The organism is Acidovorax sp. 62 (assembly GCF_002754495.1).
GTDB lineage: Bacteria > Pseudomonadota > Gammaproteobacteria > Burkholderiales > Burkholderiaceae_C > Acidovorax.
Window position 1 is genome coordinate 2,065,770 of record NZ_PEFJ01000001.1, and the last position, 14,880, is coordinate 2,080,649.

Consider the following 14,880-nt stretch of genomic DNA (forward strand, 5'->3'; position numbering starts at 1 on the left):
TTTCGCAGAAAAAACGGCCAAACACCAAATGCAATCAGGGGGCCTTCGGCCCCCTGGTACTCACTCAGCGTCGAAATCGTCTGGCTCGGCGTCACCTGTTTCGCCAGGCGCACGCGGTTTGCGCACTCCGGGCTTGGCCAGGATTTCCACGTAAAACTGCGCCCCACCCTCTGCCGCCACAGCGTTGATGCGCTCCGTCAGCGCCGACAGGTGCACTGCTTCAGCAGCGTCCTTGCTCAGCCCAAAGCGGCAATCAAAGTCCCAAAAATGGGCGCCCTCGGGCACATCACGGCGGCGCTCACGCTTGATGTATTTGCGGATTTCATGCTTGACGGCGTCCAGAACGCGGTCGCGGTTCTTGCCTTCAACGTGGAGTTGGAAAGTTTTTCTCATGGGCGATGGTACCGCTTGTGGTCACCCTGGGCGCCTCAGTTTGACCATTTCATGCACCCAAGCGGGATAAGCCGAGTGACGCGCACAGGACTTGCACCGGGCCTGAATGCACCAAAATGAATTCCATCCGGGCAATTCGGGTGCCAAAATGTTGCAACACTTTGGATTGTTCCAAACCAATGTCGCACAACGTCGATCTGTTGCAGGTGCTACCCGGGGCCGTGATCATCACGCAGGAGGGCAAAATCTGCTTTGCCAATGCCGCCGCCGTGGCGTTGCTACAGGCGGGCAGCGCAGCAGATCTTGTGGGCCGCCAGTCCGGCGAATTTGTGCACCCCATGGACCAGGTGCGCTCCACCAACCGCATCCAGCAAGTGGCCGAGCCCGACCAGGAGGGCCGCCCCAACAAATCCTCCGAATTCCGCATCCGCACTGCCAAAGGCCAGCTGCGGATGGTGCTGATCTCCAGCGTGGCCATTGAGTGGCAAGGAGCCCCCGCCGTGTTGATGTGCGGACTGGACATGACCCACCAAAGCGAGATCCAGGCGCAACTGCGCGAGAGCGAGCAAAACTTCCGTCGCCTGTTTGAGAACATGCAGGACGTCTACTACCGCACCGACAGCCAGGGTGTGGTGCTGCATGTAGGCCCGGGGGTGCGGCGGGTGCTGGGCTACGAGCCCCACGAGATCGAGGGACGCACGGCAGAGTCGTACTACCCCCAAAGCTCCGACCGAGACGCCTTCAAGGCCGCCATCATGGAAAAGGGTGAGGTCTCAGACTTCCCGGGGCAGATGGTGCGGCGCGACGGCTCCATCATCGACATTTCCATCAGCAGCCACCTGCTGTACGACCACGCTGGCAATTTTGCGGGGGTGGAAGGGATCTACCGCGACGTCACCCAGCGCAAAAACCTGGAGCGCGAATTGCACCGCCTGGCCACCACCGACATGCTGACCGGCATGGCCAATCGGCGGGCTTTTTTGGAGACCGCCACGGCCATCTACGAGCGCGCCCGCACGCATGCCGAGCCGCTCACCCTGCTGATGCTGGACCTGGACCACTTCAAGGCCATCAACGACCGCCTGGGCCACCTCGAGGGCGACAGGGCCTTGGTGGAGTTCGCCCACGCCGTCAGGGCGCACCTGCGCACTTCGGACATCGTGGGGCGGCTGGGCGGCGAGGAATTTGGCGTGCTGTTGCCGCTGACCTCCGCGACCGAGGCCGCGGAAGTTGCCACCCGCATTCTGCAAGGGGTAGCAGACCTGCAGTTGCAAGATGAAACCGGCCACCCGTACCACATCACCGCCAGCCTGGGGATGGGCGCCATCCGCGCCACAGACCGCAGCCTGCGCGACATGCTGGACCGCGCCGACCAGGCGCTGTACCTGGCCAAGAACCGGGGACGCAACCAGATTGCGTCGGCTGAGCACGAAGTGGGCTGAGGCTACGGCCCCCTCCCTCTGAGAATCAGCCCAGCATCCCGCGACCAACCAGGCAACCTGCCAGCGTGAATCCACCCAGCGCGCCCAAGGGCACGCGGTGGATGCCTTCATCGCGCTTCAGTAATGCGGCGGCAGCTCGTCGCGCAGATTGCGAACGCTGCCACTTCCCCCATCAGGCACCTGCTGGCGCAGGGTTTTGATCTCCTCCACCAGCCGCTCTATCAACTGCTGCTGTTGGTAGATCGTCATGTTGAGCTGGTCCAGCAAGTCCTCGGTGTAGCTGGCCTTGATCTCCAGGCTCTCCAGGCGCTGGTGCACCTGCTCCAGGTCGTTGGCGTGCGGCATGCTTTAAATGGCCTGGCCCAGGCGCGCCACGCCTTCGCGGATCTTGTCCACATCGGCCGTGGCGAACGACAGGCGGAAGGTGGCGTGGTCCGGGTTGGCGCAGAAGAACGGCGTGCCAGGCACAAAGGCCACACCCTTTTCAATCGCACGCTTGGCCAGCACGTTGCCGTCGGCCACCTTGCCGCCTGCCCCCGTGAGGCGCGCCCACACGAACAGGCCGCCCTGGGGCTGCACAAACTCGATGGCGTCACCCAGCTCCTTGCGCAGCGCATCGCCCATGGCCTGGGCGCGCTCGGCATACACCTTGCGCACGTTGGCCAGCGTGGCGGGCATGCGGCCAGCCTTGAGGTACTGCGCGGCCGTGGCCTGCGCAAAGGTGCTGGTGTGCGCGTCGCTGAACTGCTTGCACATGGTGGCCTTGCCCAGCAGCTCGGCCGGGGCAATCATCCAGCCCACGCGCAGGCCGGGCGACAGCACCTTGCTCAAGCTGCCACAGTGCACCAGCAGCTCGCGGCTGCCGGGCACGGTGGCCGACAGGTTGAGCAGGCTGGGCGGTGGGGCTTCGCCGAAGTACAGATCGCCGTAGGGGTCGTCTTCGACGATCAGCGTGTTGTGCTTCACCGCCATCTCCAGCACGGCCTTGCGGCGCTCCAGGCTCAGCATGGCGCCGCTGGGGTTGCCAAAGGTGGGGATCAGGTAGACGAACTTGGGCTTGTGTTCGGCAATGAGCTTTTCCAGCTCGTCGGTCTTCACGCCGTTGCCATCGATGGGCGCACTGATGAGTTCAGCGCCGTACAGGCGGAAGCACTGGATGGTGGCCAAAAAGGTGGGGCCTTCCACAATCACCTTGTCGCCGGGACTGATCAGCGTCTTGCCCAGCAGGTCCAGCGCCTGCTGGCTGCCGGTGGTGACGATGAGGTTATCGGCCGCCACCTCCTTGGCGCCCTTGCTGGCCATGAAGGCGGCCAGCTGTTCGCGCAGCGGGTTGTAGCCTTCGGTCGCACCGTACTGCAGCGCGGCGCCAGGTTCTTCGGCCAGGGCGGCGTTGCTCGCGGCCCGAATGCCTTCCACGTCAAACATCGCGCTGTCCGGGAAGCCGCCCGCAAAGCTGATGATGCCGGGCTTGCCCAGCAGCTTGAAAAGTTCGCGGATGGCGGAGGTTTCTACGTTGTTCAGGCGGTCGGCAAATTGCATGGCGTGTGCTGAAGAAAAATGGCTATGGACCCTGCATTGTCGCCAATTGGCACGCAGGTTTCCTGCTTGGCAGCGCCCTGCACGCAAACAGGCGCTAGCCCCTACACTGCGCGGCATGAAAACCACGATGATCGAACCGTTTTTTGCCACGCTGAAGGCGGCCAACCCCATGCCCAACACGGAGCTGGAATACACCACCGTGTTCGAGCTGCTGGCCGCCGTGCTGCTGTCGGCCCAGGCCACCGATGTGGGCGTGAACAAGGCCACGCGCAAGCTGTTTCCGGTGGCGGGCACGCCGCAGGCCATTCTGGACTTGGGGCTGGAAGGGCTGGAGGGCTATATCAAGACCATTGGCCTGTACAAAAGCAAGGCCAAGCACCTGATGGAAACCTGCCGCATCCTGGTAGAGCGCCACGGCAGCGTCGTGCCACGCACCCGCGAAGAGCTGGAGGCCCTGCCTGGCGTGGGCCGCAAGACGGCCAATGTGGTGCTGAACGTGGCCTTTGGCCAGCCCACGATGGCGGTGGACACGCATATCTTTCGGGTGAGCAACCGCACAGGCCTCGCGCCGGGTAAAAACCCGCTGGCGGTGGAGCTGCAGCTGATGAAGCGCGTGCCCGCCGCCTATGCGGTGGACTCGCACCACTGGCTCATCTTGCATGGCCGCTATGTGTGCCAGGCACGCAAGCCGCGGTGTTGGGAGTGTGCGGTGAGCCAGTATTGCGACTACCAGCCGAAGACGCTGGCTGCTTAGTGAGAAGACAGGAAGCGGGAGAATTGCTTCTATTTTTATAGCTGCTAGCGCTTACTAAATAAGCGCCAGAACCTAAAAACACTTCAAATTTGCATCAACGAGCGACGGTGTGGTCCCGCAGCCATGCAGCGAAGGCCTCTTCGGTGATGTCGCCTGCGGCGACAGCGAGCATGGTCAACGTGGCGTCCGTCTGGTTGGCCTGCAAACGCAAGCCATTGAGGTAAAGGAACAGGCCTACTGCCAAAAAGGCTGCCCGCTTGTTGCCATCCACGAAGGGATGGTTCTTGGCCAAGCCCACGCCATAGCTCGCTGCCAAGGCGGCCACGTCTGGGGGATTGTCGGCATCCGCATAAGCCACGATGTTCTGCGGCCGCATCAGGGCGGACTCCAGCAAACCTTCATCCCGCATGCCTTCGCGCCCACCATGAGTGGCTAGGCTCTCGCCGTGAAGCAGAACCAGCGCCTGCTTGCTAACCCAGCGCCAGCTCATTTGGCCAACTGATGAAAGGTGTCCCGAAAGTCGTGCATGAACTCACGGCCAGCCTTGATCTCTTCCTCAAGGGTGGGGTCGTACGGCGTCAGGGCATAGCCATCGGGCGTTTCCGTGAGAAAGATCGATTCACCTTTGCTTAGCTTCAGGCGCGCCAGGGCTTCTTTGGGCAGGACAACACCCACAGAATTTCCGATCTGGGTCAGTTTGAGCATGTGCATGGGAAATCTCCAAGTAATTACAAACGTAATACTAGGCTTTCCTCTCGGCAACGTCAAACCACTCCAGCCACACCCAGCGCAGCCATCTCCCCCGAAACCCCCGCCCAAGCCACATCAAACCCCGCCGCCTTGCGCTCAGGCGGCACAGGATGGGCACGCAGCGCCCAGGTAGCCCCGGCCACCACGCTGTCGATCACTGGCACTGACACCTGCTGCTGCACGGCGGCGGCCATGCCGGCGAGCCCTGCCCCGCCCAATATCACGGCCTGCACGCCCATCTGGCGCACCACGTCGCGGCAGGCCTGGGCCAGCAAGGCGCGGGCGGCCACGGGGTCGGCAGCCAGTTGGGCGCCGGTGGGGGCCACGGTGTGGATGCCTGCCAGCCCATGCGCATGGCCCAGCGCTTGCGCCAGGCGCTGCAGCATGGGGCCCCAGCGCTCGCCGCCCGTCACGATGGCAAAGCGGCCATGGCGCGCGGCTTCGATGAACGACGCTTCGGCCAGGCCAGTGACGGGCACCGGGCTGCTTTCGCGCAGCGCCATCAGGCCGGGGTCACCAAAGCAGCCGATCAGCACCGCGTCGGGCGCGATCTGGGGCTGTGCGATCTCATGCGCCCACACGTCGAGCGCGGCGTGGGCCGCCACGGCGTAGCTGGCTTCACACGCGATGTAAGGGGCGCCAAAGCGCGCAGTGGCCGTGCGCACTGCCACGTGCGAACCCGCAGCGGCCTGCACATGCTGCTGCAGCAGCGCACTGACATGGGCCGAGGTGTTGGGGTTGATGACGAGCAGTTGGCGCATGGAACACAGGGCGTAAAAATCAGACCCCGCCCAGCAGCTGGGTCAGGTCGGGGGCATCCGCCGCTGGGGGCGTGAATTCAAGCTGCGACTCAATGCGCACCAAATGGTCCAGCATGCGCCGGGCCGCCTCCTTGGCGTCGCGCAGGCGAATAGCGTCGATCAGCGCCCGGTGTTCGCGGCAGCCGCAGGCCGTGGCCTCTTCGCGGGTTTGGGCGTGGCTGGGGCTGTAGGTCATCAGGATGAGCGAGGTGCGCGAGACCAGCTCGCGCAGGATGCGCCCCAGCGTCTGGTGCCCGGCCGCCTGCGCGATGTGCAGGTGAAAGTCGCCCGAGAGGCGGATGGCGCGGCGCATGTCGCCACTGGCGCGGGCCGCCTCTTCGTCGTCGATGCAGGTGCGCAGCGCGGCGATGTCAGCATCGGTGGCGTTGGCGATGAAAAGCTCGACCAGGCGCGGCTCCAGCAGGCGGCGGGCCTCGAACACTTCCAGCGCCTCTTGCGGCGTGGGCTGGGCAATGGATGCGCCCCGGTTGGGTGTGAGCGTGACGACCTGCTCGTTGGCCAGCCGCACCAGCACAGGCCGCACCCGTGTGCGGGAGACCCCGAAGGCAGCCGCCAACTTATCCTCTACCAGCTTGGTGCCGGGGGGCAGGCGGTGGTCGAGGATGGCTGACACCATGCGGTCGTACATGTCGTTGTCGCTGAGCTGGCCTGGGGCCTCAGGCTGAGCGGTCGGTTCGGCGGCTGCAGCGCGTGCGCGCCGGGGCCTGGGAATAGTGGTCGTCATAAAGGTGCCGTTTTTAACCCGGGCGGCCCTGGCCCCGGCGCCCCAAGGCCCACACCAGCGCCAGCGTGATACCCATGACGACGAACGACACCACCGTGGTCAGCGTGCCCAACGCGTAGATCGATGGCGTGGTCACCGTGCTGGTCAGGCCCTGCAGCTCCAGCGGCAGCGTGTTCACGTCGCCGATGGCCTGCGAGGTGCGGGCGATCTCGTCCCAACTCAACGTGAAGCCGAACATGCCAATGCCCACGACCGAGGGCGCAATCAGCGGCAGCACCACATGCGCAAAGCCCTGCCAGGGCGTGGCCCCCAGGTCGCGTGCGGCTTCTTCGTACGCAGGGTTGAAACGGTTGAACACCGCAAACATGATGAGCAGGCCGAACGGCAGCGTCCAGGTCAGGTGGGCGCCCAGGGCCGAGGTGAAAAGGCCCAGCGACGTGCCATAGCCCTCCAGCGCACTCTCCATGCCCAGCCATTCCAGCGCGGCCTTGATGCCGTTGTCGATGAGCCGGAACTCCAGCCCGATGCCCAACGACACGATGATGGACGGCATGATGAGGCTGGCCACGACGATGAAGAACAGCGTGTTGCCGCCCGCCAGCCGCTTGCGAAACGCCAGGCCCGCCAGCACCGACAGCACCACCGTGCACAGCATCACCGCCACCCCCAGGCCCAGCGAGCGCCACAGCGCCGCGCCAATGTCCACCACGCCCAGGCCTTCCGCCAGTTTGGCGAACCAGTGCAACGACACGCCGCGCATGGGAAAGGTGAGCCCACCCTCGGGGCCCTGGAAGCTCAGGATGAAGATGACGAACATGGGCCCGTACATGAACAGCACGAACAGCGCAAAGAAGATGGCCAGGGGCCAGAAGCTGGCGGGACGAGATTCACGGACTTTCATCTCACAGCTCCTTGCGAATGTCGACGAGGCGTGTGAGGCCCCAGATGATCATCAGCACCACGGCCAGCAGGATCACGGCATTGGCCGCCGCCAGCGGGAACTGCAGGTAGGACGTCTGCACCTGGATGATCTTGCCAATCGATGCGATCTGCTGCCCGCCCATCACGCCGATGGTCACGAAGTCGCCCATGACGATGGTGATCACAAAGATCGAGCCGATGATGATGCCGGTGCGCGACAGCGGCACTATCACGTTCCACAGCGTCTGCCAGCCACTGGCACCGCTGTCGCTGGCCGCCTCGATGAGGCTGCGGTCGATGCGCATCATGCTGTTGAAGATGGGCACGATCATGAACATGGTGTACAGGTGCACAAAGGCCAGCACCACCGAGAAGTCAGAGAACAGCAGCCACTCCACAGGCGTCTCGATCAGGTTCATGCCCATCAGCGTCTGGTTGACCAGCCCATTGCGCCCCAGCAGCGGCACCCACGAGATCATGCGGATCACGTTCGACGTCCAGAACGGGATGGTGCACAGCACGAACAGCAGGGTCTGCATGCCCGATGAGCGCACATGGAAGGCCAGGAAATAGGCCACGGTGAAGCCGATCACCAGCGTGATCAGCCACACCAAAAAACTGAACTTGAGCGTGGAGTAATACGTCTTGAGCGTGACACACAGGCCCTCCGACGCATCGCCACAGCCCGCAAAGATCGAGATGTAGTTCTTGAACGTGAAGCCTGGCAGCAGCTCGTACTCGTTGAAGTCCCAGAAGCTGACCATCACGATCAGCGCCAGCGGAATCAGAAAAAACAGCGCGAACACCAGCGTGAACGGCGCAGCCTGCCACCAGGCGGCAATGCTGCGGCCGGGGACAGCTGCAGCGGGCAAGGTCGGTGTGTTGGTCGTGCTCATGGTGTTTGCATTCAGATATCAGCAGCGCTGCACGCTGCCCTTGAAACCGGCGCGGCCAGAGGCCAGTGCTCCCGCGCAAGGGCCGCCCCGCAGCGCTGGGAGCGTCCCCCTCCCGAACCGCGCAGCGGGTCGAGAGAGGGGTGAAGGCGCGCAGCGCCTCAGGGGGTGCCTACCTCATGCCGCCACGAATTCATTCCATTTTTGGACCATGTAGTTGTTCTCATCCATCAGCGCATTCCAGCAAGCGATGCCGCCCATGCGCGACTCATAACTGCCGCCGTCGCGCACCGCACCGGCCTTGGCCAGCACGTCGCCATTGGGGCTCTTGATGTCTTGCGTGGCAGGCTTGCCTTCCATCCAGTAGGCCCACTCGTAGGCTTCCATCTTGGACTTGGCGGTCTCCAGCACAGCGCTGTAGTAGCCCTGGCGGTTCAGGTAGGCACCGGCCCAGCCGTCGAGGAACCAGTTGATGAACTCGTAGGCGCCATCGAGCTTGCGGCCGCTCAGCGTGGCGGGCAGGCCAAAGCCGGCGGCCCAGGCGCGGTAGCCTTCCTTCAGGGGCTGGAAGTTGCAGGCGATGCCCTTGGTGCGCACGGCCGTCACAGCCGGGCTCCACATCGACTGGATCACCACCTCGCCCGACGCCATCAGGTTCACCGACTCGTTGAAGTCCTTCCACAGCGCGCGGAACTGGCCCTGCTTCTTGGCTTCGATCAGGGTCTTGATCGTGAGATCAATCTCCTTCTTGGTCATGTTGCCCTTGTCGGGGTACTTGTAGAGGCCCATGGCCTCGACCACCATGGCGGCGTCCATGATGCCGATGGAGGGGATGTTCAGGATCGCGGTCTTGCCCTTGAACTCGGGGTTGAGCAGCTCGGCCCAGGAGTTGATGGGGCGCTTGATCAGGTCGGGGCGGATGCCCAGCGTGTCGGCGTTGTACACGGTGGGGATCAGGCTCATGAACTGCGTGGGCGCGGTCGCAAACTTCTTGGACTTTTCGCCTTCCAGGTAGATCACCTTCTTGGGCGCCGTGCCCTGGTCGCCCACAGCCTTGCCGGCCACCTGGCCGGTGGTGAACAGCGTGGTGATCTTGTCGGCGTTCTTGATGCGCTTGGTGTCGATGCCCTTGAGGTTGCCCGTGGGCACGATCTTCTTGAGCGAGAAGTATTCGGTGTCGATCAGGTCAAAGCTGTTGGGTGCAGTAACGGCGCGCTTGGTGACGTCGTCCGTGGTCACGGCCACGTACTGGATCTCGATGCCGGTGTCGGCCTTGAACTTCTCGGCAATCGCCTTGTCCTGGTTCACCGCCGTGCCCAGGTAGCGCAGCACGATCTTTTCCTGCGAATGCACGGCCGGGAACATGCCAGCGGCCAGGATGCCCGCCGTGCCCTTGAGCAACGAGCGGCGCGCCACTCCAGTGGCATCGGAGACAACAACAGGGGAATCAGCACGGGAAGCATCGGACATGGGAAAACTCCTTGGGTTGCGGAAGGGGACGGGTGAAAAATGAGGGGACGTGGCGACGCGGTCAGGCGGCGACGGCCATTGCGGGAGCAGGCACAGACAGCGGGTGCGCCTGGTCGGGCGTCCAGTGCAGTTGCACGCCCTGCCCCACCTGGTAGGGCTGCGCAGCAAAGGCGGCTTCAGACACCATCACCGAATAGGCCGCCGTGGCGTTGGCCGACAAGGCCACGCCCTGCTTTTGCAGGCCGAGCAGCACGTAAGTGCCCTGGTACTCCACATCGGTCACCACGGCCTGCATGCGCTGGGCACCCCAGGGCAATTCGGCACTGGCGGGGGCAATCTGCAAGTGGTCGGTGCGCACGCCCACCTTGCCTTCGGGCGTGTCGATCACGTTGTGCCCGCCCATGAAGCGCGCCACGAATTCGCTGGCGGGCCGGTTGTAAACCTCGTGCGGGCTGCCCACCTGCTCGATCACGCCATGGTTCATCACCACCATGGTGTCGGCCAGGGCCATGGCTTCTTCCTGGCTGTGGGTCACATGGATGAAGGTCAGGCCCAGCTCTTTTTGCCAGCGGCGCAGCTCGGCACGCATCTGGATGCGCAGGAAGGGGTCGAGGGCAGACAGCGGCTCGTCGAGCAGCAGCACGCGCGGCTGGGTGATGAGGGCCCGCGCCAGTGCCACACGCTGCTGCTGCCCACCCGAGAGTTCTGCGGGCTTGCGCTCGGCCAGGTGCCCCAGGGCCACACGCTCTAGCAGGTCGCGCGCCTTGGCCTGGCGTTCGGCCTTGGCCACGCCTTTCATCTTCAGGCTGAAGGCCACGTTATCGAGCGCCGAGAGGTGCGGGAACAGCGCAAAGCTCTGAAACATCATGGCCGTGCCGCGTGCAGCGGCGGGCAAGTCGGTGATGTTGCGGTTCTCCAGCAGGATGTCGCCGCTGGTCACCGACTCGTGCCCGGCAATCATGCGCAGCGTGGTGCTCTTGCCGCAGCCCGAAGGCCCCAGCAGGCAGCAGTAGCTGCCGCTGGCAATGCGCAGGTTGATGGCATCCACGGCGGGCTTGCCGCTGGCGTAGCGCTTGGTCAGCGCGACGACTTCAATGGCGGCAGGAGCAGCAGCGGAAGTGGCCGAGGATGGTGCGGGTGCAGAGGTGTGGGCTTGCATGCCAACGCAGTACGCAAGCGCCATGCCAGCTTTGCACACAATGTTTGCACCATTTTGTATACAAAATGCACCTCAACGGGGAGTGCTGTTCTGGCACCCATTGGCCCCCATTTGGCCCGCACCGACAGCAAGCCTGCGGGAGCGGCCTGATACCGCAATGCGTTCAAAAAATAGAAAACCGTTCACGCTGAGCCTGTCGAAGCGCCGCACAAGGCTTCGACAGGCCTGTCCTGAGCATGTCGAAGGGCTCCGCCCGAACGGTTTAGGTTGTGATGAAAAGAAAGCGAATCCGTCTAAGAACCTGTTCAAAGGAAGCGCTACGGCGGCCCCTGCTCAGGGCCCAGGCGGTGCCCCACGCAAGTGCACGGCCAAAAACGCCAGCACCCGCTGTTGGTACTGTGTGGGCGCAAAGGCATGCAAATCCACATGCGCAGCGCCCTCCACCTTCCACAGCGCCTTGGGCGCCTGCGCGGCAGCAAACAGGTGCTCGGTCTCATGCCAGGGCGTGTGGCGGTCTTCGGAGCCCGAAGCGATGAGCACGGGTGCATGCCATTGCGCCAGCCGCTCCACGGGGCGCAGATCAGTGGTGTGCACACCCAGGCGCAACGGCAATTGCCACAGCAGCAACGGGGCAAGGTAGCGCCCCGCAGGCCCCAGCCTGCCCACCAGCCGGTTGCCAACCGCATCGTCAATGGTGGAGAACATCGACTCCAGCACCAGCGCATCCGGCTCGGGCTGGGGCAGCGCGAGCACGGTGGACGCGGCCCCCAGCGATGCCCCGATGACCGCAACCCGCTCACTCGGTAGCTCGGTTCGCAAAAACGCCAGCGCGGCTTTCACCCCCTCGCCCTCGCGGGCGCCAAAGGTGATGTGGTCGCCACTGCTCTCGCCATGGGCGGGCAAGTCAATCAGCAGCGTGGTGTAGCCCGCAGCGGCCAGAAACCGCGCCCGCGCCAGCATCTGGGTGCGGTCTGCGCGCACACCGTGCAGCAGCAGCACAGCGCCCCCATGGGGCTGCCCGGGCTTGAACCACCCCGCCAAAAACTGGCCTGCAGACGCGGGGATGGGGATGCGCACCGCCTGCGCCGCAAAGTCTGCGGGGGCCGCGCCAATAGGCCGGGCGGCGGGCTGGCTCAGCCATTCGCCCGCGCCCCACAGCACGCCAGCTGCGCCGATGCACGCGGCCAAAGCGATGGCGGCACAACGGCGAATGTTCATGGCCCGCCCCACGCAGCATCGGCGCGGCACAGCGGGCGGCACGCACCGCCCTGGCTGCGCCCAACCGCCTTGCCAATCTTCTCTTTTACTATCATTTCAATAGCTTCCAGCGCTTATTAGATAAGCGCTACAGGCCAAAATCATCAAAATCCAGCACCACACGCCACTCACGTCACCTGCCCATCCACCCCGGCAGATTCAAAGCTCGCCATCTCGCGAAGCACCGCGCAGGCCGATTGCAGCAGGGGCCAGGCCAGGGCGGCGCCCGAGCCTTCGCCCAGGCGCAGGCCCAGCTCCAGCAAGGGCTCGGCCTGCATCTGCGCCAGCATCAAGCTGTGGCCGCGCTCGCCCGAACGGTGGGCAAACACGCAGCGCTGCAGCACCGCTGGCGCGATACGGCTGGCCACCAGCACGGCAGCGCTGGTGATGAAGCCATCGACCACGATGACGCGGCGCTCGGCAGCGGCCTGCAGCACCGCGCCGGTGAGGGTGGCCACTTCAAACCCGCCCAGCGCGGCCAAGGCGGCCAGAGGTGTGGTGGCTTGCGCATTCACATCCAGTGCCTGCTGCAGCACGGCGCGCTTGCGCTCGATGCCAGCGGCGTCCAGCCCCGTGCCCGCGCCTACACATTCAGCCAGCGGCAGGCCACCCAAACGGGCCAGCAGCAGCGATGCGACCGAGGTGTTGCCAATGCCCATTTCACCCAGCAGCAGCGCATTGCCGGGCAGGCTGCGCACCACCTCGGCCCCATTCGCCAGGGCCTGTTGGCACTGGGCTTCGGTCATGGCGGGGCCTGCCGATGCGTCTTGCGTGCCGGGGGCCACCTTGCGCAGCAGCAGGCGGGGCTGGCCGGGGGCAGATTCACGCGGGGCAATGTCTTTGGCCACGCCACAGTCCACCACCGTGAGGCCCAGGCCGTGCTGGCGGGCCAGCACGCTCACGGCGGCGCCACCGGCCAGAAAGTTCTCGACCATCTGCCAGGTCACGTCGCTGGGGAAGGCCGAGACGCCTTTGGCCGCAAAGCCGTGGTCACCCGCGCACACCAGCATCTGCGGCTGCTGCAGCACAGGCGCCTCTGTGCCCAGTACCTGGCCGATGCGCAGGGCCAGTGCTTCTAGCTGGCCCAGCGAGCCCAGCGGCTTGGTCTTGTGGTCCAGCACATGCTGCAGGCGGGCTGTGAGGGCGGTGTCGTGAAGGTCAGAGATGGTGGGTAGGGTGAAGCTCGTCATGGTGTGCGGCAATGCTGTCAGTTCAAAAACAAGGGGCCGATGCTGCGCTGGGCAGCGCCCCCACGCAAGCACGGATGTCAACAAATGCGGGGATCAGTCGGGCTGCGCAACGAGGCCTTGCAAGAAGCCCGGGGCAAAGTGCGCCTCGGCCATGGCGGCCAGGCCGTCAAACACGGCGTCCAGCGTGGGCACGGGGGCTGCGCCCTCGCGGCCAAACAGGGCTTGCAAGGCGGCAGGGTCTTCCAGCAGGCCGTGCAGGTACAGGCCCAGCACGTTGCCCTGCGCGTTTTGCCAGCACATGCCAGGGATCACCTCGCGGGCCACGTCGCCTTTGGCCGCCATGGCGGGGTGCTGGGCCGTCTGGCCGTGGTGGATCTCGTAACCCTGCACAGCCACACCAGCCAGCGGCGACCAAGGCCCCTGCACCGCACCAAATTGCGCCCGGGTGCGCTGCACGGTTTTGGCCACTTCAAAGGTGGTGACCAAAGGCAGCAGGCCCAGGCCAGGCGCGTTGCCGTCAATGCCTGCGGTGTCGATCAATGCCTCGCCCAGCATCTGCAGGCCACCGCACACGCCTAGCACCGTACCGCCCTGCCCTGCATGCTGGGCAATGGCCTGGTCCAGCCCCTGCGCGCGCAGCCAGGCCAGATCGGCCGCCGTGGCCTTGGAGCCGGGCAACACCACCCAGTCGGTGGGCTTCAAGCCGCCCAGGTCTGCGGGGCTGCGCGCCCACAGCAGGCGCACGCCGGGCACGTTTTTCAGGGGCTGGAACTCGTCCAGGTTGCTGATGCGCGGGTAGGCCACCACGGCCACGGTGGTGTGCACCGTGCCTGCAGCCAGGGTGCGGTCGTCAAACACGCCGTCTTCCTCGGGCAGGCCGTGGCGCCAGTTCATGGGGATGGTGGCCACGGTGGGCACGCCGGTCAGCTCTTGCAGCATTTGCGGGGCTGGGGCCAGCAGGCTGGCGTCGCCGCGAAACTTGTTGAGCACAAAGCCGTGGATCAGTGCGCGCTCGTCCTCGGGCAGCAGCGCCCAGGTGCCGTACAGGTGGGCAAAGGCGCCGCCCCGGTCAATGTCGGTCACCAGCAGGCAGGCGGCACCCACATGCCGCGCCACGCGCATGTTGACGATGTCGTTGGCGTGCAGGTTGATCTCGGCGGGCGAGCCAGCGCCTTCGATGACGACCACATCGTTCTCGGCCCGCAGCGCATCGAGCGCGGCCGCAATGTGCGGCCACACCAGGGCGCTGCGGCCGCGCCAGGGCAAGGCCGTGAGCTCGGCGCTCACCTGCCCCATCAGCACGACCTGGCTGTGGGTGTCGGCCTCGGGCTTGAGCAGCAGCGGGTTCATGCGCACCTCGGGCTCGGCGCGGGCAGCCAGGGCCTGGAAGTATTGGGCAGAGCCGATTTCTCCTTGCCCGGTGGCGCTGCTCACCACACGTGCGTTGTTGCTCATGTTCTGCGCCTTAAAGGGCGCGACCTTGAGGCCCAGGTTGCTGTAGTAGCGGCACAGCGCGGTGGTGAGCCAGCTTTTGCCGGCGCCGCTGGTGGTGCCCAGCACCATCACG

The 14,880-nt window shown here is 65.0% G+C and carries 16 protein-coding genes; 2 read left to right on the forward strand and 14 right to left on the reverse strand.

Annotation, left to right across the window (positions count from 1 at the left end; translation table 11 throughout):
- Positions 1 to 60 precede the first annotated feature (60 nt).
- A complete protein-coding gene (locus CLU86_RS09210; protein ID WP_099655783.1) occupies positions 61 to 393 on the reverse strand; it encodes a DUF6172 family protein in 333 nt (110 codons plus the stop codon).
- Positions 394 to 572: 179 nt separating this feature from the next.
- On the opposite strand from CLU86_RS09210, the gene CLU86_RS09215 reads away from it, so the two are divergent.
- The gene (locus tag CLU86_RS09215) at positions 573 to 1,835 is read left to right on the forward strand and encodes a sensor domain-containing diguanylate cyclase (RefSeq protein WP_099741409.1); all 1,263 of its coding nucleotides are present in this window, start codon (positions 573 to 575) and stop codon (positions 1,833 to 1,835) included.
- 117 nt (positions 1,836 to 1,952) lie between these two features.
- On the opposite strand, the gene CLU86_RS09220 is transcribed toward CLU86_RS09215, so the two are convergent.
- Both CLU86_RS09220 and CLU86_RS09225 read right to left on the reverse strand, forming a co-directional pair.
- Positions 1,953 to 2,180: a SlyX family protein gene (locus CLU86_RS09220; RefSeq protein ID WP_099741410.1), complete on the reverse strand. Its 228-nt coding sequence runs from the start codon at positions 2,178 to 2,180 to the stop codon at positions 1,953 to 1,955.
- A 3-nt stretch (positions 2,181 to 2,183) separates the two neighbouring features.
- Entirely contained in the window at positions 2,184 to 3,374 is a 1,191-nt protein-coding gene (locus CLU86_RS09225) for a PLP-dependent aminotransferase family protein (RefSeq protein ID WP_099741411.1), read from the reverse strand.
- Positions 3,375 to 3,489: 115 nt separating this feature from the next.
- On the opposite strand from CLU86_RS09225, the gene nth reads away from it, so the two are divergent.
- On the forward strand, positions 3,490 to 4,128 hold the full coding sequence (gene nth, locus CLU86_RS09230; protein WP_099655787.1) for an endonuclease III: 639 nt from the start codon (positions 3,490 to 3,492) through the stop codon (positions 4,126 to 4,128).
- A 94-nt stretch (positions 4,129 to 4,222) separates the two neighbouring features.
- Here nth and CLU86_RS09235 read toward each other — a convergent pair whose 3' ends face one another.
- From CLU86_RS09235 to CLU86_RS09285, 11 genes are all read right to left on the reverse strand, one after another.
- Positions 4,223 to 4,618 (reverse strand): type II toxin-antitoxin system death-on-curing family toxin, encoded by a 396-nt coding sequence (locus tag CLU86_RS09235; protein WP_099655788.1) that lies wholly within the window; start codon positions 4,616 to 4,618, stop codon positions 4,223 to 4,225.
- The gene (locus CLU86_RS09240; RefSeq protein ID WP_099655789.1) at positions 4,615 to 4,839 is read right to left on the reverse strand and encodes an AbrB/MazE/SpoVT family DNA-binding domain-containing protein; all 225 of its coding nucleotides are present in this window, start codon (positions 4,837 to 4,839) and stop codon (positions 4,615 to 4,617) included. The genes CLU86_RS09235 and CLU86_RS09240 overlap by 4 nt, the downstream gene beginning before the upstream one ends.
- A 53-nt stretch (positions 4,840 to 4,892) precedes the next feature.
- On the reverse strand, positions 4,893 to 5,639 hold the full coding sequence (locus tag CLU86_RS09245; protein WP_099741412.1) for an aspartate/glutamate racemase family protein: 747 nt from the start codon (positions 5,637 to 5,639) through the stop codon (positions 4,893 to 4,895).
- Positions 5,640 to 5,658: 19 nt separating this feature from the next.
- Positions 5,659 to 6,423 carry a GntR family transcriptional regulator gene (locus CLU86_RS09250; RefSeq protein ID WP_099741413.1) on the reverse strand — a complete coding sequence of 255 codons (765 nt, stop codon included), beginning with the start codon at positions 6,421 to 6,423 and terminating at the stop codon, positions 5,659 to 5,661.
- Between the two features lie 13 nt (positions 6,424 to 6,436).
- A complete protein-coding gene (locus CLU86_RS09255; protein ID WP_099741414.1) occupies positions 6,437 to 7,324 on the reverse strand; it encodes an ABC transporter permease in 888 nt (295 codons plus the stop codon).
- A 1-nt stretch (position 7,325) separates the two neighbouring features.
- On the reverse strand, positions 7,326 to 8,240 hold the full coding sequence (locus CLU86_RS09260; RefSeq protein WP_099741415.1) for an ABC transporter permease: 915 nt from the start codon (positions 8,238 to 8,240) through the stop codon (positions 7,326 to 7,328).
- Between the two features lie 174 nt (positions 8,241 to 8,414).
- Positions 8,415 to 9,707: a PotD/PotF family extracellular solute-binding protein gene (locus tag CLU86_RS09265; protein WP_056747170.1), complete on the reverse strand. Its 1,293-nt coding sequence runs from the start codon at positions 9,705 to 9,707 to the stop codon at positions 8,415 to 8,417.
- A 61-nt stretch (positions 9,708 to 9,768) separates the two neighbouring features.
- On the reverse strand, positions 9,769 to 10,866 hold the full coding sequence (locus CLU86_RS09270; RefSeq protein ID WP_099743470.1) for an ABC transporter ATP-binding protein: 1,098 nt from the start codon (positions 10,864 to 10,866) through the stop codon (positions 9,769 to 9,771).
- A 333-nt stretch (positions 10,867 to 11,199) separates the two neighbouring features.
- Complete coding sequence (locus tag CLU86_RS09275; RefSeq protein WP_099741416.1) at positions 11,200 to 12,084, reverse strand: alpha/beta hydrolase; 885 nt, start codon at positions 12,082 to 12,084, stop codon at positions 11,200 to 11,202.
- A 167-nt stretch (positions 12,085 to 12,251) separates the two neighbouring features.
- Positions 12,252 to 13,313: a nicotinate-nucleotide--dimethylbenzimidazole phosphoribosyltransferase gene (gene cobT, locus CLU86_RS09280; RefSeq protein ID WP_099741417.1), complete on the reverse strand. Its 1,062-nt coding sequence runs from the start codon at positions 13,311 to 13,313 to the stop codon at positions 12,252 to 12,254.
- 93 nt (positions 13,314 to 13,406) lie between these two features.
- The gene (locus CLU86_RS09285; RefSeq protein ID WP_099741418.1) at positions 13,407 to 14,876 is read right to left on the reverse strand and encodes a cobyric acid synthase; all 1,470 of its coding nucleotides are present in this window, start codon (positions 14,874 to 14,876) and stop codon (positions 13,407 to 13,409) included.
- Positions 14,877 to 14,880 lie beyond the last annotated feature (4 nt).